26 protein-coding genes and 1 other RNA gene are annotated in these 26,545 nt (G+C 59.7%); 15 read left to right on the forward strand and 12 right to left on the reverse strand.

What is annotated here, in order from left to right:
* The first annotated feature begins 7 nt into the window (after positions 1-7).
* Positions 8-2,230 carry a polyphosphate kinase 1 gene (gene ppk1 / locus ABH912_RS21695; RefSeq protein WP_033060650.1) on the forward strand — a complete coding sequence of 741 codons (2,223 nt, stop codon included), beginning with the start codon at positions 8-10 and terminating at the stop codon, positions 2,228-2,230.
* Between the two features lie 107 nt (positions 2,231-2,337).
* Here the strand turns inward: ppk1 and ppx are convergent, their stop codons facing one another.
* From ppx to ABH912_RS21720, 5 genes are all read right to left on the reverse strand, one after another.
* A complete protein-coding gene (gene ppx / locus ABH912_RS21700; RefSeq protein WP_033060648.1) occupies positions 2,338-3,840 on the reverse strand; it encodes an exopolyphosphatase in 1,503 nt (500 codons plus the stop codon).
* Positions 3,841-3,945: 105 nt separating this feature from the next.
* Positions 3,946-4,683: an amino acid ABC transporter ATP-binding protein gene (locus ABH912_RS21705; RefSeq protein ID WP_429511623.1), complete on the reverse strand. Its 738-nt coding sequence runs from the start codon at positions 4,681-4,683 to the stop codon at positions 3,946-3,948.
* Positions 4,670-5,320: an amino acid ABC transporter permease gene (locus ABH912_RS21710; protein WP_033060645.1), complete on the reverse strand. Its 651-nt coding sequence runs from the start codon at positions 5,318-5,320 to the stop codon at positions 4,670-4,672. Before ABH912_RS21710 ends, ABH912_RS21705 begins: the two co-directional genes overlap by 14 nt.
* Positions 5,317-5,985, reverse strand: coding sequence for an amino acid ABC transporter permease (locus tag ABH912_RS21715; RefSeq protein WP_033060643.1), 669 nt, complete (start codon positions 5,983-5,985; stop codon positions 5,317-5,319). The genes ABH912_RS21710 and ABH912_RS21715 overlap by 4 nt, the downstream gene beginning before the upstream one ends.
* Before the next feature lie 37 nt (positions 5,986-6,022).
* Positions 6,023-6,808, reverse strand: coding sequence for a transporter substrate-binding domain-containing protein (locus ABH912_RS21720; RefSeq protein ID WP_429511624.1), 786 nt, complete (start codon positions 6,806-6,808; stop codon positions 6,023-6,025).
* Positions 6,809-7,064: 256 nt separating this feature from the next.
* Between ABH912_RS21720 and ABH912_RS21725 the strand changes: the two genes are divergently transcribed.
* The 6 genes from ABH912_RS21725 to ABH912_RS21750 all read left to right on the forward strand — a co-directional run bounded on the left by ABH912_RS21725 (position 7,065) and on the right by ABH912_RS21750 (position 13,272).
* Positions 7,065-7,772 (forward strand): FadR/GntR family transcriptional regulator, encoded by a 708-nt coding sequence (locus tag ABH912_RS21725; RefSeq protein WP_429511625.1) that lies wholly within the window; start codon positions 7,065-7,067, stop codon positions 7,770-7,772.
* Between the two features lie 120 nt (positions 7,773-7,892).
* A complete protein-coding gene (gene trxA, locus ABH912_RS21730; protein WP_008150340.1) occupies positions 7,893-8,222 on the forward strand; it encodes a thioredoxin TrxA in 330 nt (109 codons plus the stop codon).
* A 247-nt stretch (positions 8,223-8,469) separates the two neighbouring features.
* Entirely contained in the window at positions 8,470-9,729 is a 1,260-nt protein-coding gene (gene rho / locus ABH912_RS21735) for a transcription termination factor Rho (RefSeq protein WP_007942421.1), read from the forward strand.
* 140 nt (positions 9,730-9,869) lie between these two features.
* Positions 9,870-11,336, forward strand: a complete 1,467-nt coding sequence (ubiD, locus tag ABH912_RS21740; RefSeq protein WP_007899385.1) for a 4-hydroxy-3-polyprenylbenzoate decarboxylase — start codon at positions 9,870-9,872, stop codon at positions 11,334-11,336.
* On the forward strand, positions 11,336-12,304 hold the full coding sequence (locus ABH912_RS21745) for a CDP-6-deoxy-delta-3,4-glucoseen reductase (protein WP_429511626.1): 969 nt from the start codon (positions 11,336-11,338) through the stop codon (positions 12,302-12,304). Before ubiD ends, ABH912_RS21745 begins: the two co-directional genes overlap by 1 nt.
* A 299-nt stretch (positions 12,305-12,603) precedes the next feature.
* A complete protein-coding gene (locus tag ABH912_RS21750) occupies positions 12,604-13,272 on the forward strand; it encodes a gamma-glutamylcyclotransferase (protein ID WP_033060635.1) in 669 nt (222 codons plus the stop codon).
* On the opposite strand, the gene glpT is transcribed toward ABH912_RS21750, so the two are convergent.
* Positions 13,248-14,597: a glycerol-3-phosphate transporter gene (glpT, locus tag ABH912_RS21755; RefSeq protein WP_429511627.1), complete on the reverse strand. Its 1,350-nt coding sequence runs from the start codon at positions 14,595-14,597 to the stop codon at positions 13,248-13,250. The genes ABH912_RS21750 and glpT overlap by 25 nt on opposite strands.
* A gap of 398 nt (positions 14,598-14,995) precedes the next feature.
* Positions 14,996-15,973, reverse strand: a complete 978-nt coding sequence (locus ABH912_RS21760) for an NADPH:quinone oxidoreductase family protein (RefSeq protein WP_429511628.1) — start codon at positions 15,971-15,973, stop codon at positions 14,996-14,998.
* Positions 15,974-16,123: 150 nt separating this feature from the next.
* Between ABH912_RS21760 and ABH912_RS21765 the strand changes: the two genes are divergently transcribed.
* On the forward strand, positions 16,124-16,531 hold the full coding sequence (locus tag ABH912_RS21765; RefSeq protein ID WP_033060630.1) for a flagellar basal body-associated protein FliL: 408 nt from the start codon (positions 16,124-16,126) through the stop codon (positions 16,529-16,531).
* 126 nt (positions 16,532-16,657) lie between these two features.
* On the opposite strand, the gene ABH912_RS21770 is transcribed toward ABH912_RS21765, so the two are convergent.
* Complete coding sequence (locus ABH912_RS21770; RefSeq protein WP_429511629.1) at positions 16,658-17,110, reverse strand: EVE domain-containing protein; 453 nt, start codon at positions 17,108-17,110, stop codon at positions 16,658-16,660.
* 201 nt (positions 17,111-17,311) lie between these two features.
* Here ABH912_RS21770 and ABH912_RS21775 point away from each other — a divergent pair, with 201 nt between their 5' ends.
* Positions 17,312-17,464: a hypothetical protein gene (locus ABH912_RS21775; protein WP_429511630.1), complete on the forward strand. Its 153-nt coding sequence runs from the start codon at positions 17,312-17,314 to the stop codon at positions 17,462-17,464.
* Positions 17,465-17,498: 34 nt separating this feature from the next.
* On the opposite strand, the gene ABH912_RS21780 is transcribed toward ABH912_RS21775, so the two are convergent.
* From ABH912_RS21780 to ABH912_RS21795, 4 genes are all read right to left on the reverse strand, one after another.
* Positions 17,499-18,104 (reverse strand): 5-formyltetrahydrofolate cyclo-ligase, encoded by a 606-nt coding sequence (locus ABH912_RS21780; RefSeq protein WP_429511631.1) that lies wholly within the window; start codon positions 18,102-18,104, stop codon positions 17,499-17,501.
* Positions 18,105-18,190: 86 nt separating this feature from the next.
* Positions 18,191-18,369, reverse strand: a non-coding RNA gene (gene ssrS, locus ABH912_RS21785) — 6S RNA.
* A gap of 30 nt (positions 18,370-18,399) precedes the next feature.
* A complete protein-coding gene (locus ABH912_RS21790; RefSeq protein WP_007942435.1) occupies positions 18,400-18,717 on the reverse strand; it encodes a cell division protein ZapA in 318 nt (105 codons plus the stop codon).
* Complete coding sequence (locus ABH912_RS21795) at positions 18,714-18,923, reverse strand: TIGR02449 family protein (RefSeq protein WP_007982902.1); 210 nt, start codon at positions 18,921-18,923, stop codon at positions 18,714-18,716. The genes ABH912_RS21790 and ABH912_RS21795 overlap by 4 nt, the downstream gene beginning before the upstream one ends.
* A 139-nt stretch (positions 18,924-19,062) precedes the next feature.
* On the opposite strand from ABH912_RS21795, the gene ABH912_RS21800 reads away from it, so the two are divergent.
* From ABH912_RS21800 to ABH912_RS21825, 6 genes are all read left to right on the forward strand, one after another.
* Positions 19,063-19,623: a YecA family protein gene (locus ABH912_RS21800; protein ID WP_033060626.1), complete on the forward strand. Its 561-nt coding sequence runs from the start codon at positions 19,063-19,065 to the stop codon at positions 19,621-19,623.
* Positions 19,624-19,650: 27 nt separating this feature from the next.
* A complete protein-coding gene (pepP, locus tag ABH912_RS21805; protein ID WP_033060624.1) occupies positions 19,651-20,985 on the forward strand; it encodes a Xaa-Pro aminopeptidase in 1,335 nt (444 codons plus the stop codon).
* The gene (gene ubiH, locus ABH912_RS21810; RefSeq protein WP_033060622.1) at positions 20,982-22,169 is read left to right on the forward strand and encodes a 2-octaprenyl-6-methoxyphenyl hydroxylase; all 1,188 of its coding nucleotides are present in this window, start codon (positions 20,982-20,984) and stop codon (positions 22,167-22,169) included. Before pepP ends, ubiH begins: the two co-directional genes overlap by 4 nt.
* Before the next feature lie 66 nt (positions 22,170-22,235).
* Positions 22,236-23,453, forward strand: coding sequence for a 2-octaprenyl-3-methyl-6-methoxy-1,4-benzoquinol hydroxylase (locus tag ABH912_RS21815; protein WP_429513140.1), 1,218 nt, complete (start codon positions 22,236-22,238; stop codon positions 23,451-23,453).
* 118 nt (positions 23,454-23,571) lie between these two features.
* Positions 23,572-24,576 (forward strand): extracellular solute-binding protein, encoded by a 1,005-nt coding sequence (locus tag ABH912_RS21820; protein ID WP_033060618.1) that lies wholly within the window; start codon positions 23,572-23,574, stop codon positions 24,574-24,576.
* 265 nt (positions 24,577-24,841) lie between these two features.
* On the forward strand, positions 24,842-26,458 hold the full coding sequence (locus ABH912_RS21825) for an ABC transporter permease (protein ID WP_429511632.1): 1,617 nt from the start codon (positions 24,842-24,844) through the stop codon (positions 26,456-26,458).
* Positions 26,459-26,545: the final 87 nt, after the last annotated feature.

A 26,545-nucleotide genomic window follows, 5' to 3' on the forward strand; every position in this document is an offset into this window, starting at 1 on the left:
ACATTCGATGAATACCGAAGTGCTCACTGAAGTTGCCGTAAAAGACGCTCAACCTGTGGTGGAGCAAATCGCTGAAACCCCGCCGGAACTGGAGCCTGTTGCTCCCGCGGTGGTGGCCGAGCCCGCAATAGCGGCGCCAGCGATTGCCATTCCCGGCCTGGATGACAGCAGCCTGTACATCCATCGCGAGCTCTCGCAACTGCAGTTCAACATTCGCGTGCTGGAGCAGGCGCTGGATGAGTCCTACCCGTTGCTGGAGCGGCTGAAGTTTCTGCTGATCTTCTCCAGTAACCTGGACGAGTTCTTCGAGATTCGTGTGGCCGGCCTGAAGAAACAGATCACCTTTGCCCGTGAACAGGCTGGCGCCGATGGCCTGCAACCGCACCAGGCCTTGGCGCGCATCAGCGAACTGGTGCACGGTCACGTCGACCGCCAGTACGCGATCCTCAATGACATTCTGTTGCCGGAACTGGAAAAGCATCAGGTCCGCTTCATCCGCCGGCGTCACTGGACCACCAAGATCAAAACCTGGGTGCGCCGCTATTTCCGCGACGAGATCGCGCCGATCATTACCCCGATCGGCCTCGACCCGACGCACCCGTTCCCGTTGCTGGTGAACAAGAGCCTGAACTTCATCGTCGAGCTCGAAGGTATCGACGCCTTCGGCCGCGATTCCGGTCTGGCAATCATCCCGGCGCCACGTCTGCTGCCGCGCGTCATCAAGTTGCCGGAAGAAGTGGGCGGCTCTGGCGACAACTACGTGTTCCTGTCGTCGATGATTCATGCGCACGCCGATGACCTGTTCCAGGGCATGAAGGTCAAGGGCTGCTACCAGTTCCGTCTGACCCGAAACGCCGACCTCGCCGTCGACACCGAAGATGTAGAAGACCTGGCCCGCGCCCTGCGCGGCGAGTTGTTCTCCCGTCGCTACGGTGACGCGGTGCGTCTGGAAGTCGCCGATACGTGCCCGAAACACTTGTCCGACTACTTGCTCAAGCAGTTCAACCTGCACGAGACCGAGTTGTATCAGGTCAACGGTCCGGTCAACCTGACCCGCCTGTTCAGCATCACCGGCCTGGACAGTCAGCGAGCGCTGCAATACACGCCGTTTACCCCGCAGATCCCGAAACTGCTGCAGAACAGCGAGAACATCTTCAGCGTGATCAGCAAGCAGGACATCCTGTTGCTGCACCCGTTCGAGTCCTTCACTCCGGTGGTCGACCTGCTGCGCCAGGCCGCCAAGGACCCGCATGTATTGGCGGTCCGTCAGACCCTGTACCGTTCCGGCGCCAACTCGGAAATCGTCGATGCGCTGGTCGATGCCGCGCGTAACGGCAAGGAAGTCACCGCGGTGATCGAGTTGCGTGCGCGGTTCGACGAAGAGTCCAACCTGCAACTGGCCAGCCGTCTGCAAGCGGCCGGTGCGGTGGTGATTTACGGCGTGGTCGGCTTCAAGACCCACGCCAAGATGATGCTGATCTTGCGTCGCGAGGCTGGCGAGATTGTCCGTTATGCCCACTTGGGTACCGGCAACTACCACGCGGCCAACGCCCGTCTGTACACCGACTACAGCTTGCTGACCTCGGATGACGCCTTGTGTGAAGACGTTGGCAAACTGTTCAGTCAGCTGATCGGCATGGGGAAAACCCTACGCATGAAAAAGCTGCTGCACGCGCCGTTCACGTTGAAGAAGGGCATGCTCGACATGATTGCCCGCGAAACCCAGTTCGCCCTCGACGGCAAACCGGCGCACATCATCGCCAAGTTCAACTCGCTGACCGACCCGAAGATCATCCGCGCGCTGTACAAGGCCAGTCAGTCCGGGGTGCGTATCGATCTGGTGGTGCGTGGCATGTGCTGCTTGCGTCCGGGCATCGCCGGGGTTTCGCACAACATCCACGTGCGCTCGATCATCGGCCGCTTCCTGGAGCACACCCGGGTCTTCTACTTCCTCAATGGCGGCGAAGAGCAGATGTTCCTGTCCAGCGCCGACTGGATGGAGCGCAACCTCGACAAGCGCGTCGAGACTTGCTTCCCGGTCGAGGGCAAGAAGCTGATCTTGCGGGTCAAGAAAGAGCTGGAGCTTTATCTCACCGATAACACCCACAGCTGGAGCCTGCAGGCGGACGGTCGTTACATCCGCAACACGCCGACCGGCAACCAGAACCCGCGCAGCGCGCAGGCGACTTTGCTGGAGCGCTTGGGTAGCCCGATTCTGACTGTTCGTTAACGCAGATTCGGATGGGCAAAAAAAGGGCGATCCATATGGATCGCCCTTTTTGGTTCTAGCTACTTACCTGTGGTGAGGGGATAAATCCCCTCTCCACAGAAACGGTGTTAGCGGACGTTAAGCACAAAGCCGACGCGGGTCAGCCACTCTGCTTCCAGGGCGAAGTCGGCCTGGGTCAGTTGGTTTTCGTCCAGCCAGTTTTCCGGGAACAACACATCCAGGCTGTCGCCATTGGCCTGCAGCACGACCTGGGGCATTTCCTGGGTGCCGCGGATGTGATGGAACAGGATCGCAAAGCGCAGCAGTACGCACAGGCGAATCAGCTTGATGCCCTCGTCACCAAAATCCGCAAACCTGTCCCGGGGAATATTGCGGCGGTGGCCACGCACCAGTAACGCCAGCATCAGTTGGTCTTCGCGGGAGAATCCGGCCAGGTCTGAATGCTCGATCAGGTAGGAGCCGTGCTTGTGATACTGATAGTGGGCGATGTCCAGGCCCACTTCATGGACCTTGGCGGCCCAGCCCAGCAGTTCGCGCCAGACGCCGTCATCCAGATCCCAATCTTCGGCGACTTGATCGAAGGCATGCAACGCCTTGCGCTCAACGCGCGCCGCTTGTTCCAGGTCGACGTGATAACGCTCCATCAACGAGCTGAGGGTGCGCTCACGGACGTCTTCGTGATGATGACGGCCCAGCAGGTCATAGAGCACGCCTTCGCGCAGGGCGCCTTCACAGTGGTCCATGCGTTGCAGTTCGAGTGCGTCGAAGATCGCTTCGAGAATTGCCAGGCCCGCCGGGAAGATCGCCCGGCGGTCAGGCTTGATGCCTTCGAAGTCGATCTTCTCGATGTCGCCGAGCTTGATCAGCTTGCGTTTGAGCCAGGCCAAACCCTGGGCGTTGACCTCGCCCGTGCCATGCCCGCCGGCCTTCAGCGCCAGGCCGATGGCGCGAATGGTGCCCGAGGAGCCGATGGCTTCATCCCAGGTCAGGCGATGCAGGGCGTGTTCGATGCTCATGATCTCCAGCCGCGCCGCGGTGTACGCCTGGGCGTAGCGGGCCGGGGTGATCTTGCCGTCCTTGAAATAGCGCTGGGTGTAGCTGACGCAGCCCATTTGCAGGCTTTCGCGCAGCAGCGGCTCGAAGCGCTGGCCGATGATGAATTCGGTACTGCCGCCGCCGATGTCGGCCACCAGGCGTTTGCCCGGAGTGTCGGCGAGGGTGTGGGAAACGCCGAGGTAAATCAGGCGTGCTTCTTCACGGCCGGAGATGACTTCCACCGGGTGGCCGAGAATTTCTTCAGCGCGGCGGATAAATTCGCCACGGTTACGGGCTTCACGCAGGGCGTTGGTGCCGACGATTCGCACGGCGCCGGGCGGCATACCGTTGATCAGTTGGGCAAAACGCTTCAGGCAATCGAGCCCGCGTTGCATGGATTCTTCACTGAGCTGACGCTCATCGTCGATGCCGGCGGCCAGCTGAACCTTCTCCCCGAGACGTTCGAGAATACGGATTTCGCCGTTCTGGGCCTTGGCCACGACCATGTGAAAGCTGTTGGAGCCCAGGTCGATTGCGGCGATCAGGGACAGATTCTTGGCTTGGGATTGCGGCATGGTCAGGGGGTCTCGGTCGATAACCTCGACATCGTGCCACGATCAAACGCTGCCGCCAACGCGCAGTGTTCAATGCCTTGATCCAGCGCACCCTCGCCACAAGGGTTAGCCGACGGTCTCAACCGTCCCAATGAAATTCGCCAGCTCCGCCGTTTGCGGATTGGCAAACAACACCTTCGGATCCCCGACCTCATGCACCTTGCCCTGATGCATGAACACCAATTTGTCCCCAACCTCCCGGGCAAAACGCATCTCATGGGTGACCATAATCAACGTCATCCCTTCCTTGGCCAGTTGCCGAACCACGCTCAACACTTCATTGACCAATTCCGGGTCCAGCGCCGAGGTGATTTCATCGCACAGCAAGACCTTCGGCGACATCGCCAGCGCCCGGGCAATCGCCACCCGCTGTTGCTGCCCGCCAGATAACCGATCCGGGAAGGCATCGAATTTCTCCCCCAGCCCGACCCGCTCCAGCATCTCCCGCGCCAGTTCGGTCGCTTTGGCTTTCGGTACTTTCTGCACCACCTGCGGCGCGAGCATCACGTTCTCGCCGACCGTCAGGTGCGGAAACAGGTTGAACTGCTGAAACACCATTCCGACTTTCTGTCGCAAGCTGCGCAGATCGGCACGGGCGGCGTCGAGGTAGTCGCCGTCGACTTCAATCACGCCGTCGTTGATCGATTCCAGACCATTGAGGGTGCGCAGCAAAGTGGATTTCCCCGAGCCGCTGCGGCCGATGATCGCCACCACCTGGCCTTCCTCGACGCTCAGGTCGATGCCTTTGAGCACATGGTGGTCGCCGTAATATTTATGCAGGGCCGAGATTCTAAGCAGAGGCATGCAGTCTCCTTTCCAGGTAGCGGGCACTGAGGGACAAGGGGTAGCAGAGCAGGAAATAACCAAGGGCCACGAGGCCGTAGACCATGAACGGTTCGAAGGTCGCGTTGGCGAGCATGCCGCCGGTCTTGGTCAGTTCGGTGAAGCCGATGATCGAGGTGACGGCGGTGCCTTTGACCACTTGCACCGAGAAGCCCACGGTCGGCGCCACGGCGATCCGCAGCGCTTGCGGCAGGATCACGTAGCGCAGTTGCTCCAGAGGATTGAGCGCCAGGCTTGATGAAGCTTCCCACTGGCCGTTGGGGATCGACTCGACGCAACCGCGCCAGATCTCCGCCAGGTAGGCGCTGGTGAACAGCGTCAGGGCAATCGCCGCGGCCATCCACGGCGAAATCTCAACCCCGGCCAACGCCACACCGAAGAACACCAGAAACAGCTGCATCAACAGCGGTGTGCCCTGGAACAGTTCGATGTAGGTGCGGGCGAAGCTGCGCGGCAGGGATTTTTTTGAGATGCGCATGACCATGATCAGCAAGCCGATCAGTCCACCGCCAATAAACGCCACCAGCGACAGCGCCAGGGTCCATTGCAGGCCGGTGAGCAGGTTGCGTACGACGTCCCAGAAGGTGAAATCGCTCATTGGCTGCTCCTTGCGACAAAACGGCGGCCGATCCAGTTCAGCAATTGGCGGATCAGTAGCGCCATGCACAGGTAGAGCAGCGTGGTCAGGGCGTAGGTTTCAAAGGCGCGGAAGTTGCGCGACTGAATGAAGTTGGCGGCGAAGCTCAGCTCTTCGGTGGCGATCTGCGAGCAGACCGCCGAACCCAGCATCACGATGATGATCTGGCTGCTCAATGCCGGCCAAACCTTGCCTAGCGCCGGCAGCAGCACCACGTGGCGAAAGGCTTCGAAGCGCGTCATCGCCAGCGCCGCAGCGGCTTCAAGCTGTCCTCGAGGGATGGCTTGAATGCCGGCGCGGATGATCTCGGTGGAATAGGCGCCGAGGTTGATCACCATCGCCAGCACTGCCGCCTGCCACTCGGAAATCTGAACGCCCAGTGACGGCAGACCGAAGAAGATGAAAAACAACTGCACCAGAAATGGCGTGTTGCGGATCAACTCGACGTAGACCCCGAAAATGCCGGCGAACGGACGGATGTTCCACGCCCGCACCAGCGCCCCGACGATGCCCAGACCCACTCCGAGCACCGCGCCGATGGCCGTCAGTTCAAGGGTGAACAGCGCACCGCGCAGCAGCAGGTCGGTGTTTTGCACCACCGGTACGAAATCGAACTGATAAGCCATGTTCAGGCTCCTTGTTTAAACGGCGTCGCAACGACGATCAGAGATCGGCCGGCAGCGGCTCTTTGAGCCAGGTCCGGGAGTTCTTCTCCAGCGCGCCGTCGGTCTTGGCGGTGGCGAGGATCTGGTTGACCTTGTCCAGCAGCGCCGGCTCGTTTTTGTTTACGCCGACGTAGACCGGCGAATCCTTGAGCTTCACTTTCAGCGCCGGAATGCGTTTCGGGTTGCGTTCGCTGATGGTCACCATCACCACGTTGCCACTGGCGATCAGGTCAACTTGCCCGGCGAGGTAAGCGGCGATGGTCGAGTTGTTGTCTTCGAAACGCTTGATGGTCACGCCTTCGGGCGCGACTTTCGTCAGCTCGATGTCTTCGATGGCGCCACGGGTGACGCTGATGGTTTTGCCCTTGAGGTCGTCCAGGCTTTTGATGCTGGCGTCTGGTGGACCGAATACGGCGAGGTAGAACGGCGCGTAGGCACGGGAGAAATCGATAACCTTTTCGCGCTCGGGGTTCTTGCCGAGGCTGGAGATCACCAGGTCGACCTTGCCGGTGGTCAGGAACGGGATGCGGTTGGTGCTGTTGACCGGCGTCAGTTCGAGTTTGACCTTGAGTTGGTCGGCCAGCAGCTTGGCGGTGTCGATATCGAGGTCGCGCGGTTTCATGTCCGGGCCGACCGAGCCGAAGGGCGGGAAGTCCTGAGGCACGGCCACCTTGAGGACGCCGCGCTTGACCACATCCTCCAGACCGTCGGCGTGGGCGGGCGCCTGGCTCAGCATCAGGCTGGCAAACAGGGCGGCGAGGAGGGCGCTGTAACGCTGGGTCATGGCAAATCTCCGAATCGGCGAGAAGTGAATTCTGCGGATCGACAGAGCATGGGCCGTGCCAATATCGGGTTTTGGGGGCGCCAGGCCACGGTTTTACTGGCGTTTATCGGTCTTACTGGTCTGAACAGTCGTGCACGGTTTCGCACCCCGATAGCGCATCGCCGAAATTCGCCGAACCCCCATGGGGCACGACTTGCCGGGCGTCGCGAATAGCTTTACAACTAACCGCTCATTGGCCTGGTTCGTCTGAAAAACCATGAACTCGATCTCTCGCGCCGTACCTGAAGTGGCGCTGCAAGCCATCCGTAAACTGATCACCGAACAGGGCTTCGGGCCTGGGGATGCCTTGCCCTCGCAACGGGATTTGGCGGTGCAATTAGGGGTCAGTCGGGCATCGCTGCGCGAAGCGTTGTCGTCATTGAGTGCATTGGGGGTGATCAGCATCCAGCCGGGCAAAGGCGTGTTCGTGCAGTCACCGGTTGATTTGCCGCGAGGTGATGCGGCGCTGAGTTGGCCGTTCGCGGCCCAGGCCTCGCCGCTCGATATCTTCCAGTTGCGCTATGCCCTGGAAGGTTTTGCCGCCGGTTTGGCGGCGGTGACCCTGAGTACTCACGAGCTCGATGCACTGGAAGATAACGTCGCCGCCATGCGCCTCGAATTGAAGGCCGGCGACTTCGAGGCCGCGGCGCGACTGGATTTCGAGTTTCACCGGCGCATCCTGCTGGCGAGCGGCAATCAGGCGATGCTGAGCATCCTGACGGCCAGCGCCGACATCTTTCTAGAGAGCCAGAAACTACCGTTCATCCGGGCGGAACGGGCCATGGAAACCTGGCAGGAACACCGCAAAATCCTCCGCGCACTGGCCCGGCGGGCGTCTGGCGCGGCGCAGAAGGCCATGCAGGAGCATGTGCGCAATGCAGCCCTGCGCACCGGAATTGCCTTCGTCGCTCCCGCCACCTCGTGACTTGGTCTATACCCAAACTCATGCGGCACCATAGCGAGACTCAATCATCTGCACCTTCCTGAACGAGGGAAGGGCAGCTATGATGGGCCACGTTTTTTTGCTTACAACCTGGAGACTTCCATGAGCAGCGATCTTATTAAACACGTCACCGACGCTAGCTTCGACGTCGACGTCCTCAAGGCCGAAGGCGCTGTACTGGTCGACTACTGGGCTGAATGGTGCGGCCCTTGCAAAATGATCGCTCCTGTTCTGGACGAAATTGCTGAAACCTACAAAGGCAAACTGACCGTTGCCAAACTGAACATCGACGAGAACCAGGAAACTCCGGCCAAGCACGGCGTGCGTGGTATCCCGACTCTGATGCTGTTCAAGAACGGCAACGTTGAAGCGACCAAGGTCGGCGCACTGTCGAAGTCGCAACTGGCTGCTTTCCTCGACGCCAACATCTAAGCGTCGTTTAAAGCGTCATCAAAAAGGCCCCGCACATTGCGGGGCCTTTTCGTTATTGAGGGCTAGACGCTCCGAAACTCAGGTGGTACATTCGGCCCCGCACTGGTTTCTCCACTGCCCCCTGCTAGCCGTCGCCGACGCACTCCTTTTCGAATAAGTACGCGATCCTGTCGCCTTCTCTGCGGCGCGGCCTCATTAAGCCAAAAGCTTAATTTCCCCCCTCCATAAATGATTACGTCATTCCTATATGAATCTGACTGAACTCAAGCAAAAGCCGATTACCGAACTGCTCGAATTGGCCGAACAGATGGGCATAGAAAATATGGCCCGTTCGCGCAAGCAGGACGTGATTTTCTCCCTGCTCAAAAAGCACGCTAAAAGCGGCGAGGAAATCTCCGGTGATGGCGTGCTGGAGATTCTCCAGGACGGCTTCGGCTTCCTTCGCTCCGCTGACGCTTCCTATCTTGCCGGCCCAGACGATATCTACGTCTCGCCGAGTCAGATCCGTCGCTTCAACTTGCGCACCGGTGACACCATCGTTGGCAAGATCCGTCCTCCAAAGGAAGGCGAGCGTTATTTCGCGCTGCTCAAGGTCGACACGATCAACTACGATCGTCCCGAGAACGCGAAAAACAAGATTCTCTTCGAGAACCTGACCCCGCTGTTCCCGACCGTGCGCATGAAGATGGAAGCCGGCAACGGTTCCACTGAAGACTTGACCGGTCGTGTCATCGACCTGTGCGCCCCGATCGGCAAAGGCCAGCGCGGTCTGATCGTTGCACCGCCGAAAGCCGGTAAAACCATCATGCTGCAGAACATCGCAGCCAACATCGCACGTAACAATCCTGAAGTTCATCTGATCGTATTGCTGATCGACGAACGTCCGGAAGAAGTAACCGAAATGCAGCGCACCGTGCGCGGCGAAGTGGTTGCCTCGACGTTCGATGAGCCGCCAACCCGCCACGTGCAGGTTGCCGAAATGGTGATCGAGAAGGCCAAGCGCCTGGTCGAACACAAGAAGGACGTGGTGATCCTGCTCGACTCCATCACCCGTCTGGCTCGCGCCTACAACACCGTGATCCCGAGCTCCGGCAAAGTACTCACCGGTGGTGTCGATGCCCACGCCCTGGAGAAACCGAAACGTTTCTTCGGCGCCGCGCGGAACATCGAAGAAGGCGGTTCGCTGACCATCATCGCCACCGCGCTGGTTGAAACCGGCTCGAAGATGGACGAAGTGATCTACGAAGAATTCAAAGGCACGGGCAACATGGAACTGCCGCTGGATCGTCGAATCGCTGAAAAACGCGTCTTCCCGGCCATCAACATCAACCGTTCCGGCACCCGCCGCGAAGAGTTGCTGACAGCCGACGACGAGTTGCAACGCATGTGGATCCTTCGCAAGCTGTTGCACCCGATGGACGAAATCGCTGCCATCGAGTTCCTGGTCGACAAGCTGAAAACGACCAAGACCAACGATGAGTTCTTCCTGTCGATGAAACGCAAGTAAGTCGATAGACCAGCAGAAGCCGGGGAAACCCGGCTTTTTGCTATCTGATTTTTGATCAATGGCCAGTTCGTGGTTCTGAATAGAGGGGTTCGGCGCTAAACTGCCACCCCCGAACGGCACGGCCAACACGAGGCTCACGCATGCAGTATCGCGACTTGCGCGACTTTATCAGCGGTCTGGAAAAGCGCGGCGAACTCAAGCGCATCCAGGTTCCGGTGTCCCCAGTGCTCGAAATGACCGAGGTCTGCGACCGCACCCTGCGTGCCAAAGGTCCGGCCCTGCTTTTCGAAAACCCTACGGGTTATGACATCCCGGTGCTCGGCAACCTGTTCGGCACCCCTGAGCGCGTGGCGCTGGGGATGGGCGCAGAAGCGGTCAGCGAATTGCGCGAGATCGGCAAGCTGCTGGCGTTCCTCAAGGAACCCGAGCCGCCCAAAGGCCTGAAAGATGCGTGGTCCAAGCTGCCGATCTTCCGCAAGATCATCGCCATGGCACCGAAAGTCGTCAAAGACGCGGTGTGCCAGGAAGTGGTCATCGAAGGCGACGACGTCGACCTCGCGATGCTGCCGGTGCAGACCTGCTGGCCGGGCGACGTCGGCCCGCTGATCACCTGGGGGCTGACCGTCACCAAAGGTCCGAACAAGGATCGCCAGAACCTCGGCATTTACCGTCAGCAAGTGATTGGCCGCAACAAGGTCATCATGCGCTGGCTGAGCCACCGTGGCGGCGCGCTGGATTACCGCGAGTGGTGCGAGAAGCATCCTGGTCAGCCGTTCCCGGTGTCCGTGGCGCTGGGTGCTGACCCGGCGACCATTCTCGGCGCTGTAACGCCGGTCCCGGACAGCCTCTCCGAATACGCTTTCGCCGGCCTGCTGCGCGGCAATCGCACCGAGCTGGTGAAATGCCGGGGCAATGACTTGCAGGTCCCGGCCACTGCCGAGATCATCCTTGAAGGCGTGATCCATCCGGGCGAAATGGCCGACGAAGGTCCATACGGCGACCACACCGGCTACTACAACGAAGTCGACAGCTTCCCGGTGTTCACCGTCGAGCGCATCACCCACCGGATCAAACCGATCTACCACAGCACCTACACCGGCCGTCCGCCGGATGAGCCGGCGATTCTCGGCGTGGCGCTGAACGAAGTGTTCGTTCCGATCCTGCAGAAGCAGTTCCCGGAGATCACCGACTTCTACCTGCCGCCCGAAGGTTGCTCGTACCGCATGGCCATCGTGACCATGAAGAAGTCGTATCCGGGTCACGCCAAGCGGGTAATGCTCGGTGTCTGGTCGTTTTTGCGACAGTTCATGTACACCAAGTTCGTTATCGTCACTGATGACGACATCAACGCACGCGACTGGAACGACGTGATCTGGGCCATCACCACGCGCATGGACCCCAAGCGCGACACGGTGATGATCGACAACACGCCGATCGACTACCTGGACTTCGCCTCGCCGGTTTCTGGCCTGGGTTCGAAGATGGGGCTCGATGCCACGCATAAATGGCCGGGCGAAACCACTCGCGAGTGGGGCCGGGTGATCGTCAAGGACGAAGCCGTTACCCAGCGGATCGATGCCATCTGGAATCAGTTAGGAATAGATTGATGCGTGTAACCTTGCAGCCCTCCGGAGCAGTGCTACAGATTCTGCCCGGCGAGCGGATTCTCGATGGCGCGCGGCGTCTGGGCTATGAATGCCCGCAAAGCTGTCGAAACGGCAATTGCCACGTGTGCGCCGCACTGCTGGTGGAAGGGCGGGTCGAACAGGAAGGCGGTGTGCGCGACCATGGCGAGTTCTACACTTGCATAGCGGAGCCGCTTGAAGACTGCATCGTGCTGTGGGATGGCGTGCTCGCGCTGGGAGAATTGCCGGTGCGCAGCTTGTCGTGTCAGGTCATTGAATGCAGGGATGTCGGCGGCGATACCTGGCGTGTGCGTCTGCGAGCACCGGCCGGCAAGCCACCGCGCTATCACGCCGGTCAGTACTTGATGATCGAGCGCGAGAGTGGCGAGAAATCCGCGTTCTCCCTGGCTTCGGCACCGCATGGCGGGCGTGATCTGGAAATCCATGTGCTGGCGCGCGAAAGCAGTGCGCTAAGCCTGATCGACCAGTTGCAACGCAACCCGATGGTGCGGATCGAAATGCCGTTCGGCGACACCCATCTGGCGGAACTGCCGGACGGTCCGCTGGTGCTGATTGCCGCAGGCACCGGCATGGGCCAGATCCATAGCCTGATCGAACATTGCCGTGCGACGGGCTTCAAGCATCCGGTGCATCTGTATTGGGGCGTGCGTCGTCCTGAAGATTTTTATGCCATCGAACATTGGGATGAATGGCTGAAATTGCCCAATCTGTTCCTGCATAAAGTCGTCAGCGATCAATGCGGCTGGCAGGGGCGTTGCGGGATGCTGCATGAGGCGGTGTGTGAGGACTTCCCTGATCTGAAAGCCTTGCATGTCTACGCCAGCGGCTCTCCGGCCATGGTCTACGGCACGCTGGATGCTTTGGTCAACGCCGGGATGGATGCTCATCAAATGCGCGCGGATGTATTTGCGTACGCGCCTCGATCTTGATCCGCGATTTTGATCTGCGATTTTGATCTGCGATTTTGATCTGCGATTTTGATCTGCGATTTTGATCTGCGATTTTGATCTGCGATTTTGATCCTCGCTCTTAATCGTTATAACTCTCTATATAGCCGATCGGTATTTATAAAATTTTATAAATGCCGGTAGGTTATATGTCATCCAGGCAAATATTTAAGAACTCTGCCATGGCACTTAAATTGCCTTAAAACATATGTGCCTTATTGTTACAGCAGTGCGTTCTATTAAGTAATTCTTCACCCGCGGGGAGCTGAACGCTAATCGCCATGAGCGCCATTGAATCTGCTTTTTTGAATCTGGCTTACCCTCCGCGGCTCGATCTGGGGCCGCAGCTCACGCACGAACAATTGCTCAACTCAATGCAATCGACGATGGCGCGCCACAAGGGCGGGCCGGTGTGGCTGTTCGCTTACGGTTCGCTGATCTGGCGTCCTGAATGCGCAGCGGTGGAACGAGTGCGTGGTCGTGTGCATGGCTACCATCGCGGTTTGTATTTGTGGTCCCACGAGCATCGCGGCACACCCGAAGTGCCAGGGCTGGTATTTGGCCTGGATCGCGGTGGTTCTTGCAGCGGCTTCGCCTATCGCTTGCCTGAAGAACAACTTGAAGCCTCTCTTTACGCACTTTGGCAGCGCGAAATGCCATTCCCGTCTTATCGCCCGCACTGGCTCAACTGCCGTCTTGAAGACGGAAGTCAGGTTCAGGCGTTGGGGTTTGTATTGGAGCGGCATCTGCCCAGCTATGCGGGCAACTTGCCGGATCACGTGCTGAGCCACGTGTTCGAAAACGCTTGCGGGCGTTACGGCACGACTCGCGATTATGTCGAGCAGACCGCCCACGCCCTGCGTAGCCACGCCATGCCAGACCGGAATCTGGAGGCGCGGCTCAAGCGCTGCAAATCAAAGGCCGATCAGGCGATTGCTTCGCGACTCTGACTGGCGACGTTCTTGTGACCCAAAGTGGGTGCCAGGAACGCCATCGCCAGCAGGCAGGCGACGACCAGCAGGATGAAACCGCCATCCCAACCGAAATAGTCCACGGTGTAACCCATCAGGGCGCTGGCCGCGACTGAACCGCCCAAGTAACCGAACAGACCGGTAAAGCCCGCCGCCGTACCGGCAGCCTTTTTCGGTACCAGCTCCAGCGCTTGCAAACCGACCAGCATTACCGGGCCGTAGATCAGAAAGCCGATCGCGAACAGCGAGATCATGTCGATCATCGGGTTGCCCGGTGGATTCAGCCAATACACGATCGTCGCAACGGTCACCAACGCCATGAATACCATACCGGTCAGGCCACGGTTGCCGCGGAAGATCTTGTCCGACATCCAGCCGCACAGCAGCGTGCCGGGAATACCTGCCCACTCGTACAGGAAGTAAGCCCACGAGGTCTTGTCGAAGTCGAAGTGCTTGACCTCTTTGAGGTAAGTCGGCGCCCAGTCCAGGATGCCGTAGCGCAGCAGGTAGACGAAGACGTTGGCCAGGGCGATAAACCAGAGCATTTTGTTGCGCAGCACGTATTTGACGAAGATGTCCTTGGCGCTGAATTCTTCTTCGTGGCTGGCGTCGTAGCCTTCCGGGTAATCGTTCTTGTACTTCTCGATCGGTGGCAGGCCGGTCGATTGCGGCGTGTCGCGCATCACAATGAATGCAAACACGGCGACCAGCAGCGCCACGGCGGCCGGTACATAGAACTTGCTGTGCCAGTCGTTGAACCAGCCCATACCGAGAATGGCCAATGGGCCAATCAAGCCACCGCCAACGTTATGTGCGGTGTTCCAGACCGACACCACGCCGCCGCGTTCTTTCTGCGACCACCAGTGCACCATGGTCCGCCCGCTCGGCGGCCAGCCCATGCCTTGCGCCCAGCCGTTGATGAACAACAGGATGAACATCATGGTCACGCTGGACGTCGCCCACGGTGCGAAACCGAAAACGAACATCACCCCGGCAGATACCACCAGGCCAATAGGCAGGAAGTAGCGCGGATTGGAGCGGTCAGACACGATGCCCATCAAAAACTTGGAAAGGCCGTAGGCGATTGCAATCGCCGACATCGCCACGCCCAGTTGGCCTTTTGTATAGCCTTGGGCGATCAGATCCGGGAATGCCAGGGTGAAGTTCTTGCGTAGCAGGTAGTAACCCGCGTAGCCAATGAAAATCCCGGCGAAGATCTGCCAGCGAAGGCGTCGGTAGGTGTTGTCTATTTCTTCTTCAGGCAATGGAGCCTGATGTGCGGCAGGACGAAAGAAAGCAAACATTCAAGAGCTCCAGATTTCTTGTTTTGACTGCGGATGCGAATGTTACAGTTTCGTTACCGAAAATAGCACCGGTTCGCATTGGTCAAATAGTGGAAATGCTGGAGATTGCATGTTCTTTTATGAACATGTCGCTCAGATATAAATGCAGGGCGTTGTGGGAAACGTTACTTGCAGGTCTACATGCCGCATTTCGGTCCGGCGTAGGACGAGGCTTTGGGAAATGTCCTTCGATTGAATGGGAAGTCGTGGCGTTCTGTTCCCAGTCGTCGAGCCTTAACCTTTACGCAACTGCCAGCTCTGGCATTTCAGTTGCGGGGTTGCTTTAGTCCCGGACAATAAAAAGCGGTCTGAACAACTTCGTTTGAAGTCCAGACCGCTTTCTTTTTTTGGTGGGGGGCTCAGCGAACCTGAACCACCACTTTCCCAACCGCTTTGCGCTGGCCAAGATCATTGATCGCCTGCGCCGCATTGCTCAGTGGATACACTTGCGACACCAACGGCTTCAACTTGCCCTCGGCAAACCAGCCAAACAATTGCTGGAAGTTTGCCGCGTTGTCTTGAGGCTGGCGCTGGGCGAACGAGCCCCAGAACACACCCAGCACCGCTGCACCTTTGAGTAGCGCAAGATTGACCGGCAATTCAGGGATGCGACCGCTGGCAAAGCCGACCACCAGCAGCCGGCCGTTCCAGGCAATGGCGCGGATGGCCTGATCGAACAGGTCGCCGCCCACCGGATCGTAGATCACGTCGGCGCCCTGACCGTCGGTCAGACGCTTGATTTCGTCCCTGAGACTGGTTTCGCTGTAGTTGATCAGCTCATCGGCGCCGGCAGCTTTGGCCACCGCGAGTTTTTCGGCGCTGCTGGCGGCGGCGATCACGCGGGCGCCCATGGCTTTGCCGATTTCCACGGCGGCCAGACCGACACCGCCGGAAGCGCCGAGTACCAGCAAGGTTTCACCCGGTTGCAGGTTGCCCCGTTGCTTGAGCGCGTGCATCGAAGTGCCGTAGGTCATGCTGAAGGCGGCAGCGGTGTTGAAGTCCATCGATGGCGGGATGGGCAGTACGTTGTAGCCCGGCACCGCGATCTGTTCGGCGAAACTGCCCCAGCCGGTCAGCGCCATGACCCGATCGCCGACCTTGAGGTGACTGACCTTTTCGCCGACTTCGCTGACCACACCAGCCGCTTCGCCGCCCGGGGAAAACGGGAAGGGCGGCTTGAACTGATATTTGCCCTCAATGATCAGCGTGTCCGGGAAATTCACCCCGGCGGCGTGCACGTCCAGCAGGATTTCATTCTTCTTCGCGACAGGACTGGCGACGTCTTCCAGCACCAGCGATTCGGCAGGGCCGAAGGCTTTGCACAGCACGGCTTTCATCAGGGCTATTCCTTTGGGAGTGATGGCCGATAAGTGTAGGTGTGTGAGTCGATGGGTCAACGAGCATGCCCGGCCCTGATAGTCAGCCATAAGCTTGTGCTTGAGCGGCGGGTCGTTATGCTAGGCCGCAAACCGGATAAGGAGCGAATTGTGAAAGCGTGGATCATGTTGTTGCTGGCCCTGTCTCTGCCTGTGGCAGCGATGGCCGAAGAAGCCAAAGAAGGTGCAGCTCCGAAGGTCAATTACATCACCCTGAGCCCGCCGTTCGTGGGCAACTACGGGCTGGACGGGACGCCGAAGCTCAAGGTCTACAAGGCCGATGTGGCATTGCGAGTGACCGGTGATGAGGCGACCAAACTGGTGAAAGCCAATGAGCCGTTGATTCGCAATCAACTGGTGGCGTTGTTTGCCCAGCAGACTACTGAAGCGATGAACAACGTCGAGGCCAAGGAAAAGCTGCGTCAGGAAGCCCTGAAGCAGACCCAGCAAATCATGAACGACGAAACCGGTAAGCCGGTGGTTGAGGATCTGTTGTTCAACAACCTGATCATCCAGTAAGTCTTTCGCTGTCCGGGCTGGCCTCATCGCGGGCAAGCCCGCTCCCACAATGGATCTGCGTTCACCGAAGATCCCCCTGTGGGAGTGAGCCTGCTCGCGATGGCATTCTGTCAGGCAATTAATCAATCAAGGCCTTAATGCAATCACCGCTGCCCACTGCTCAGCCGTCACCGACATCACCGACAGTCGCGAGCCTTTCTGCACCAGCGGCATCTCGGCCAGCGCCGCCTGCTGTTTCAGGTAATCCAGCTTAAGCACTTTGGGAAACGTCTCGACATGCGCGACATCGATTGCGCTCCAGGCGTTTTTCTCTGCCGTGGCTTTCGGATCGTAGTAATGACTCTCCGGCTCCAGCGCCGTCGGGTCCGGATACGCGGCTTCGACAATCTTTCCGATCCCGGCGATCCCCGGTTCGGGGCAGCTGGAGTGATAGAAGAAAAACTCGTCGCCCACGGCCATGGCCCGCAGAAAATTACGTGCCTGGTAGTTGCGAACCCCGTCCCAGCGCGCTTTGCCAAGCGTCTCCAGGCCCTTGATCGAGAGCTCGTCGGGCTCGGATTTCATCAGCCAATAAGCCATGGTTTTTGCTCCTTGCGAAGTGGGTGGGCAAGTTGTCGGGGAATTTTATGACAAACCGACGGTCGGTTGACGCCAGCGTTTGCGTGTCGGTTCACGTTGTCGCAGAATGCCGGCCTTCTAAGCTTGACGCTGCTGCACGGCCTACACCTACAACGGAAACCGCTGCTGTCATCGTGTTGATGTGCCTTTGGGGGGCAATCGATGAAACGCAAACCGGATTTACTATGGATTTTGGTTATTTTGTTCGGCCTTGGCGTCGTGACCACCGGCTATGCCCAAAGCCTGTGGAGCATCAAGACCGACGCTCCGATCGAAATCGCGCAGCAACAACAGCCGCCGGCCTTCAAACGCTGAAACTGTCTTCGGACGCCGCTGATTCCAGTGGCGTCTAGCCGGCGAAATACCACGCCTTGTCTGTCACTGTTCCTTGTAACGGCACATCCCAGCTCGCTTGAGCCAATCGCTCGACCTTCTGACATTCATGGGCCAGCCCCAATAGCGTCGGCTTGCGCCAGTTTTTACGTCGTGCCAGGTACGCCAGGCTTCGATCATAGAAACCGCCGCCCATGCCCAGGCGTCCGCCGACATCGTCAAATCCCACCAAAGGCAACAGCACCAGATCGAGCGCCCAGACTTTGCGTTGCCGGGCGAGGTTATGCCGGGGTTCGAGAATACGAAAGCGGTTGGGTTTCAGTTTTTCACCGGGGCGAATTCGCTGGAACACCATTTTGGTTCGTGGCCAGGCGCTGAGCACCGGCAGATACGTTGCCTTGCCACGACGCTGAGCGGCACGCAGCAAAACACGCGGATCGATTTCACCGTCGGTGGGTAGATACAGAGATATATGTTTTGCGCGGCGAAACAGCGGGTGCTGGGCCAATTGCGTGTACAGCCCGCGAGCGGCCTGGCGCTGCTGACTGGCTGTCAGTGCGCGGCGGGCTTTGCGCAGCATGCGTCGAAGTTGCGGGCGGGGCAGCAGCGCAGGTTCGGTCATGAATTCGGGCTTCGGCAGTGCGGGTACATAAAGCGTACCCGTAAAAAAGCCGATGCCGGTATTTAAACCGGCATCGGACTGAAATCAGGCTCCCCGGATGTACCGCTGTCGACTTAGCCCTTGAACCCGAAAGTTCAAGGTGGAAGATGCAGTAGGCTTTAAGGCTTTCCGTCTAGCGGACATGCACACCAGCCCAACGTGCAACCTCCAGGGTATAGCAAATCGGCTCAGGGACATCGCCAACTGGCAAGCACCCCAGGGAGTGATGCGAGTATAACCCAAGCGGTTTCGCGTTTCAGCCCTTGGTGACGTCCGGATCGGTTGCGAGCACCAGATCGACGCGATCCAGCAGGTCGCGAACCTGCTCTCGGGTCGAACCGCTGGCCTGCACATCCGGGCGTTCTTCCTTGTGCAGGAGATCGTGCGTGATGTTCAGGGCGGCCATCACGGCGATGCGATCGGCGCCGATGACTTTGCCGCTGCTGCGGATTTCGCGCATCTTGCCGTCCAGGTAACGGGCGGCGCTCACCAGGTTGCTGCGCTCTTCCTGGGGGCAGATGATCGAATATTCTTTATCGAGGATCTGCACGGTAACGCTATTGCTTGAACTCATGAGTCTTGCTCCAGGGCCTTGAGGCGCGAAATCATTGATTCGACCTTACGCCGGGCGATTTCGTTCTTTTCAATGAGGTGAGCGCGTTCCTCGCGCCAGGTCTTTTCCTGAGCTAATAGGAGTCCGTTTTGACTCTTTAGTTGCTCGACGCGGGTAATTAGCAATTCGAGTCTGGCCATCAGCGCTTGCAGGTCGGTGTCTTCCATTGTGTCCACTGTTGTGTCTGATGAGTGGCAGGGTCTGCACCCGTGCTGGCGGACAGCCTTTAATAGTCTTGGCGAGTCTGTCGATGTAGGATACAAGGCCTTCATTCTAGACATAGCGCCGTCTGGCGCCTAGCTGCCCATGCCCATTCAGAATTCCCCGTACCAAGCCTTCGCCAAACTGCTGACTTCCAGCGGTCATAACGTCTCGCCTGCCGAACTGCATGGCCTGTTGCTCGGCCGCAGTTGCGCCGGCGCCGGTTTCGATGCCGAAGGCTGGCTGATTGATGCCGCCGAGCTGCTCGAAAGCGAGCCGCAGGATAATGTCCGCAACGCCTTGATCGGCTTGCAGGAGATGGTCAAGGGCGAGCTTACCGGCGACGACGTGACCGTCGTGCTGCTGCTGCCGACCGATGACGAGCCACTGGCCGACCGCGCCGCCGCACTGGGCCAATGGTGCCAGGGCTTCCTCAGCGGTTTCGGCCTGAACTGCCGTGACAGCAGCATGCTGAGCACCGAGGCCACCGAAGTGCTTCAGGACCTGGCGGCTATTTCACAGGTGCAAGACGCCCTGGAAGAGTCCGACGACGGCGAAAGCGATTACATGGAAGTGATGGAGTACCTGCGCGTCGCGCCGCTGCTGCTGTTCACCGAAACCAAAAAGCCGGACGCGCCGGCTGCCGCCAAACCGTCGTTGCATTAATCGCGTGCCAGGGAAAGCCATCTGCCCATGATTCATATCCCGAAATCGGAATACAGCCGTCGCCGCAAGGCCCTGATGGCGCAGATGGAACCCAACAGTATCGCCATCCTGCCCGCCGCCGCCGTTGCGATCCGCAACCGCGACGTCGAGCACGTTTACCGTCAGGACAGCGACTTCCAGTACCTCAGCGGTTTTCCCGAGCCCCAGGCGGTCATCGTTTTGATGCCTGGGCGCTTGCATGGCGAATACATACTGTTCTGCCGTGAACGCAACGCCGAGCGAGAGTTGTGGGACGGCTTGCGCGCCGGGCAGGAAGGCGCGATTCGCGACTTTGGCGCCGACGACGCCTTCCCCATCACTGACATCGACGACATCCTGCCGGGCCTGATCGAAGGTCGCGACCGGGTGTATTCGGCCATGGGCAGCAACCCGGAATTCGACCGGCACCTGATGGACTGGATCAACGTGATCCGCTCTAAAGCGCACCTCGGCGCCCAGCCGCCGAACGAATTCGTTGCCCTGGATCATCTGCTTCACGACATGCGCCTGTATAAATCGGCGGCAGAAGTGAAGGTGATGCGCGAAGCCGCACGGATTTCCGCCCAGGCGCACATCCGCGCGATGCAGGCCTGCCGTGCGGGGTTGCATGAGTTCAGTCTCGAAGCCGAGCTCGACTACGAGTTCCGCAAAGGCGGGGCGAAAATGCCGGCCTACGGTTCGATCGTCGCCGCCGGGCGCAACAGCTGCATCCTGCATTACCAGCAGAATGACGCGGTGCTCAAGGACGGCGACCTGGTGTTGATCGATGCCGGTTGCGAGATCGACTGCTATGCCAGCGACATCACCCGCACCTGGCCGGTCAACGGTAAGTATTCAGCGGAACAGAAGGCGATCTACGAGTTGGTGCTGGCGTCGCAAGAAGCTGCATTTGCGGAAATCGCCCCGGACAAACACTGGAATCAAGCCCACGAAGCTACAGTCCGGGTGATTACTGCCGGGTTGGTGAAGTTGGGCTTGTTGCAGGGCGACGTCGACGAGTTGATCGCCAGCGAAGCCTATAAAGCGTTTTACATGCACCGCGCCGGCCATTGGCTGGGCATGGATGTGCATGATGTCGGCGAATACAAGGTCGGCGGCGAATGGCGCGTGCTGGAAGTCGGCATGGCGCTGACCGTGGAACCGGGCATCTACATTGCCCCGGGCAACCAGAACGTGGCGAAGAAATGGCGCGGCATTGGCGTGCGCATCGAGGACGACGTAGTGGTCACCAAAACCGGCTGTGAAATCCTGACCAAAGGCGTACCGAAAACGGTCGCCGAGATCGAGGCCTTGATGGCCGCCGCGCGGACGCAAGCGGCATGAGTCGAGTCAATCTGGCAATCATCGGTGGTGGTCTGGTCGGTGCCAGCCTGGCGTTGGCACTGCAGGCCGGAGCCAAGGCTCGTGGCTGGAAGATCGTGCTGATCGAACCGTTCGCCCCTGGCGACACTTATCAACCGAGCTACGACGCCCGTTCTTCGGCGTTGTCCTACGGCGCCAAGCAGATTTATCAACGGTTGGGCGTGTGGCAGGAAATCTCCCGCCGTGCCGAGCCGATCAAGCAGATTCATGTGTCCGACCGTGGGCGCTTCTCCACCGCGCGATTGTCGGCGATGGAAGAGGGCGTTCCGGCGCTGGGTTATGTGGTGGAAAACGCCTGGCTCGGCCAATGCCTCTGGCAGGGGCTGGACAAGGACGTGATCAGCTGGCGTTGCCCGGCGGAAGTCACGCGCATGGAGCCGCTGATCGATGGCTACCGCCTGACCCTCAATGACGAAACCACTCTGGAATGCGATCTTGCGGTACTCGCCGATGGCGGCCGTTCCGGCCTGCGCGAGCAATTGGGGATCGGCATCAAAAAACGCCCGTACAACCAGAGCGCGTTGATTGCCAACATCACGCCGAGTGAAGCGCACAACGGCATGGCCTTCGAGCGTTTCACCGATGACGGGCCGATGGCCTTGTTGCCGTTGCCGGAAAACCGCTGCGCGCTGGTCTGGACTCGATTGGGCATGGACGCTCAACGGCTGGCGGCCCTCGATGAAAAGAGCTTCCTCAGCGAGTTGCAAGGCGTGTTCGGTTATCGTCTCGGCACTTTGAAGCAGGTTGGCGCGCGGCATTTGTACCCGCTGACATTGATCGAGGCCGAAGAGCAGGTGCGTCCGCATCTGGCGATACTCGGCAATGCTGCCCACAGCTTGCACCCGATTGCAGGGCAAGGTTTCAACCTGTCCTTGCGTGATGCTCAAGCGCTGGCCGATGCGTTGCTGGCCAGCGAAACATCTCCCGGTGATTTTGCGACCTTACAGGCTTACCGCGAGCGTCAGCGTCTGGATCAGAACCTGACCGTGGGCTTCTCCGATCAGGTCACCCGTTTGTTCGGCAGCACTCAACCGCTGGTTTCCCTGGGCCGCAACATCGGTCTGCTCGGTCTCGATCTGCTGCCGCCGGCCAAACGCTGGTTCGCCCGGCAAGCCATGGGTTTGGGTACGCGTCCCGATGCTTAAGTGGCGGTCGGAAAATCCTTTTATAAGCGGCTCAAGCCGCAAGCGAGACAGGCTTAAAGCATGGAAATGCGCGCAGATCTGCTGATTGTCGGGGCCGGAATGGTCGGCAGCGCCCTGGCGCTGGCGTTGCAGGACAGCGGGCTGGAAGTCCTGCTGCTGGACGGCAGCCCCATGAGCGTCAAACCCTTCGATGCCCAGGCTTCGTTCGAGCCGCGAGTGAGCGCCTTATCGATTGCCAGTCAGCGTGTTCTTGACCGTCTGGGCGTCTGGGACGGCATCGCCAATCGGCGCAGCAGCCCCTACACCGACATGCACGTTTGGGACGGCAGCGGCACCGGGCAAATTCATTTCTCTGCGGCCAGTGTGCATGCCGACGTGCTGGGGCATATCGTCGAGAACCGCGTGGTTCAGGACGCCTTGCTCGACCGCTTGCACGACTGCGACCTCGGAATGTTGGCCAACGCGCGCCTGGAGCAAATGCGTCGTTCCGGCGATGACTGGCTGCTGACCCTGGCCGATGGCCGCACCTTGCGTGCACCTTTGGTGATTGCAGCGGATGGCGCTAATTCCGCCGTTCGGCGTCTGACCGGCATGGCGACGCGCGAGTGGGACTATATGCACCACGCGATTGTCACCAGCGTGCGCAGCACCAAACCTCACCAACTGACCGCGTGGCAGCGTTTCACCGACAACGGTCCGCTGGCGTTTCTGCCGCTTGAGCGTGACGGTCAGCAGGATTGGTGTTCGATCGTCTGGTCGACCACGCCGAGCGAAGCCGAACGCCTGATGGCGCTGGACGACGAGGGTTTCTGCAAAGAGCTGGAGCGGGCCTTCGAAGGCCGACTTGGCACCGTGCTCAGCGCCGACCCGCGTTTGTGCGTGCCACTGCGGCAGCGTCATGCCAAGCGTTATGTGGCTGAAGGATTGGCGTTGATCGGTGATGCGGCCCACACCATTCACCCATTGGCCGGGCAGGGCGTGAACCTTGGTTTTCTCGATGCGGCCGTGCTGGCCGAAGTGCTGTTGCAAGCGGCCATGCGTGGTGAGCGTCTGGCGGATGTGAAAGTGCTCAGCCGTTACGAACGTCGGCGCATGCCCCACAACCTGGCGTTGATGGCGGCGATGGAAGGCTTCGAGCGTCTGTTCCAGGCCGATCCGTTGCCGGTGCGCTGGTTGCGCAATGCCGGGTTGAAGATGGTCGACCAGATGCCCGAAGCCAAGGCGCTGTTTGTGCGTGAGGCACTGGGATTGACCGGGGATTTGCCGGCACTGGCCAAGGCCTGAGTCACCCTTGCAGGGCCGCGCGCAACATCTGGTAACGCCTCCGCGAACTGTTCGATTGAGAAGCTAAATGTGAGTCCATATCATTTGGCTTCAATTTTTCAATCGAGAGATCGCTCCCATGTTGGTACCGAAGCGTCTACTGACCGCACTCGCCCTGACCCTGATTGGCAGCACCGCAGCCCAGGCCGCTGACGAGGTGGTGGTTTACTCCTCGCGTATCGACGAGCTGATCAAGCCGGTCTTCGATGCCTACACCGCGAAAACCGGCGTGCAGGTGAAGTTCATCACCGACAAGGAAGCGCCGCTGATGCAGCGGATCAAGGCCGAGGGCGAGAACGCCACCGCGGATCTGCTGCTGACCGTCGATGCCGGCAACCTCTGGCAGGCCGAGCAAATGGGCATCCTGCAACCGTTCACCTCCAAGGTGATCGACGCGAACATCCCGCTGCAATACCGCTCCTCCGCCCATGCCTGGACTGGCCTGAGCCTGCGGGCGCGGACCATCGCTTACTCCACCGATCGGGTGAAACCCGGCGAGTTGACCACCTACGAAGGTCTGGCCGACAAGAACTGGGAAGGCCGCCTGTGCCTGCGCACAGCGAAGAAGGTCTACAACCAGTCACTGACCGCCACGATGATCGAAGTCCACGGCGCCGAAAAAACCGAGAAGATTCTCAAGGGCTGGGTGAGTAACCTGTCCACCGACGTGTTCTCGGATGACATCGCGGTGCTGGAGGCCATCAACGCGGGTCAATGCGACGTCGGCATCGTCAACACGTACTACTACGGTCGTCTGCACAAGCAGAAGCCTGACCTGGCGGTGAAGTTGTTCTGGCCGAACCAGGGCGACCGTGGCGTGCACGTGAACCTGTCGGGCATCGGCCTGACCAAACATGCTCCACACCCGGAAGCGGCCAAGGCCTTGGTGGAATGGATGACCACACCTGAAGCGCAGAAGATCTTTGCTGACGTGAACCAGGAATTCCCGGCCAACCCTGCGGTTCAGCCTTCTGCAGAAGTGGCGAGCTGGGGCAAGTTTGTGGCTGATACGCTGCCGGTGGAAATCGCGGGCAAGCGTCAGGCGGAAGCGATTCGCATGATGGATCGGGCGGGCTGGAACTGAATCTGCTGTTTATTTCGTTGTGGCTTCAAGATCGACCCCTCATCGGAACGCCGCCCGCCCATCCCTCTCCCCAAGGGGGAGAGGGGGAGAGGGGGAAAGGGAGCCGATCTCCATGCTGTTCAAACCCTGAGTTCGACTCGATTTCCTCGGTCGCAAAATATCAAAAAAACAACTCGGTCAGTCCCCTCTACCCCTTGGGGAGAGGGTTAGGGTGAGGGGTCGATCTTGAACCACACACAAAACTCACCGTCTCAGAGACCTTAACTTGGCCCACCCCGCCCAACGCCGCTGGTATCCCCTGGTCTTCGCCATCGCTGCGCTGGTCCTGCTGCCACTTAGCGTTTTGCTGTTGTCATGGCAAACCATCGATCATCAGATCTGGTCCCACCTCTGGGATACCCAGATGCCGCGCCTGCTGGGCAATACCCTGACCCTGGTGCTCGGCGTCGGTATCGGCGTGACGCTCTTGGGTGTGAGCCTGGCCTGGCTTACCAGTCTCTGCGAATTCCCCGGTCGGCGTTGGCTGGACTGGGCGCTGATGCTGCCCTTCGCCATTCCCGCCTACGTGCTGGCATTCGTCTTCGTCGGCCTGCTGGATTTCGCCGGCCCCGTGCAAACCCTGTTGCGCGAATGGTTCGGCACCGGCCTCAGGTTGCCGCGCGTGCGCTCCACCGGCGGCGTGATTCTGGTCCTGGTGCTGGTTTTCTATCCCTACGTTTACCTGTTGGCGCGAACCGCGTTCCTGGCTCAGGGCAAAGGCTTGATGGAAGCGGCGCGAGTCCTGGGGCAATCGCCGTGGCAGGCGTTCTGGCGAGTCGCGTTGCCCATGGCGCGCCCGGCGATCGGCGCTGGCGTGGCGCTGGCGCTGATGGAAACCCTGGCGGATTTCGGTGCGGTGTCGGTGTTCAACTTCGACACGTTCACGACCGCCATCTACAAGACCTGGTACGGATTTTTCAGCCTCTCCAGCGCTGCGCAACTGGCCAGCCTGTTGCTGCTGGTGGTGATGGTCGTGCTGTATGGCGAGCGCCGTGCTCGTGGGGCCAACCGGGCGAGCAACGAACGACCACGGGTCAAGGCGCTGTATCACCTGCGCGGTTTCAAGGCGCTGGCGGCTATGAGTTGGTGCGGTCTGGTGTTCGCCTGCGCTTTTGTCATTCCAGTGCTTCAACTGGTGGTGTGGTTCTGGCAGCGCGGGCGCTTCGACCTGGATGAGCGTTACGCGGGGTTGATCGTCCATACGTTGTACCTGGGCGGCATGGCGGCGCTGATCACCGTCAGTGTTGCTTTAGTGCTGGCGTTTGCCCGGCGCCTGGCCCCGACCCGAGCGATCCGCACCGGTATCAGCCTGGCCAACCTCGGCTACGCCTTGCCGGGTTCGGTGCTGGCGGTGTCGATCATGCTGGCGTTCAGTTACCTGGACCGCGAACTGGTGATCCCGTTGTCGGGTTGGCTGGGGGGCGCCGGCAAGCCATTGCTGCTGGGCAGTTTGTCGGCGTTGTTGTTGGCCTATCTGGTGCGTTTCATTGCGGTGGCTTATGGGCCGCTGGAAAGCAGTCTGGCGCGAATACGGCCATCTTTGCCCGAAGCGGCACGTAGCCTTGGCGTCAGTGGGCCGCGACTGTTTTTCAAAGTGTATCTGCCGTTATTGCTGCCAGGAACGTTGAGCGCTGCGCTGCTGGTGTTCGTCGATGTGCTCAAGGAAATGCCCGCGACCCTTCTGATGCGCCCGTTTGGCTGGGACACGCTGGCAGTACGCATCTTCGAAATGACCAGCGAAGGCGAGTGGGCGAGGGCCTCTTTGCCGGCCTTGACTTTGGTTTTGGTCGGCCTGCTACCGGTCATCGGATTGATTCGACGTTCAGCGCATCGAAACGCCTAGGTGCCAGTCCTACACCTTGAGGCTACAATGCGCGGCATTCGGTGCGGTCCGTCCTACAGACCAGGTAGCTGAAATCGGCTGAAAGCC

It is taken from the genome of Pseudomonas sp. BT76 TE3572, assembly GCF_050435365.1.
In the GTDB taxonomy this organism is placed as follows: domain Bacteria; phylum Pseudomonadota; class Gammaproteobacteria; order Pseudomonadales; family Pseudomonadaceae; genus Aquipseudomonas; species Aquipseudomonas fluorescens_W.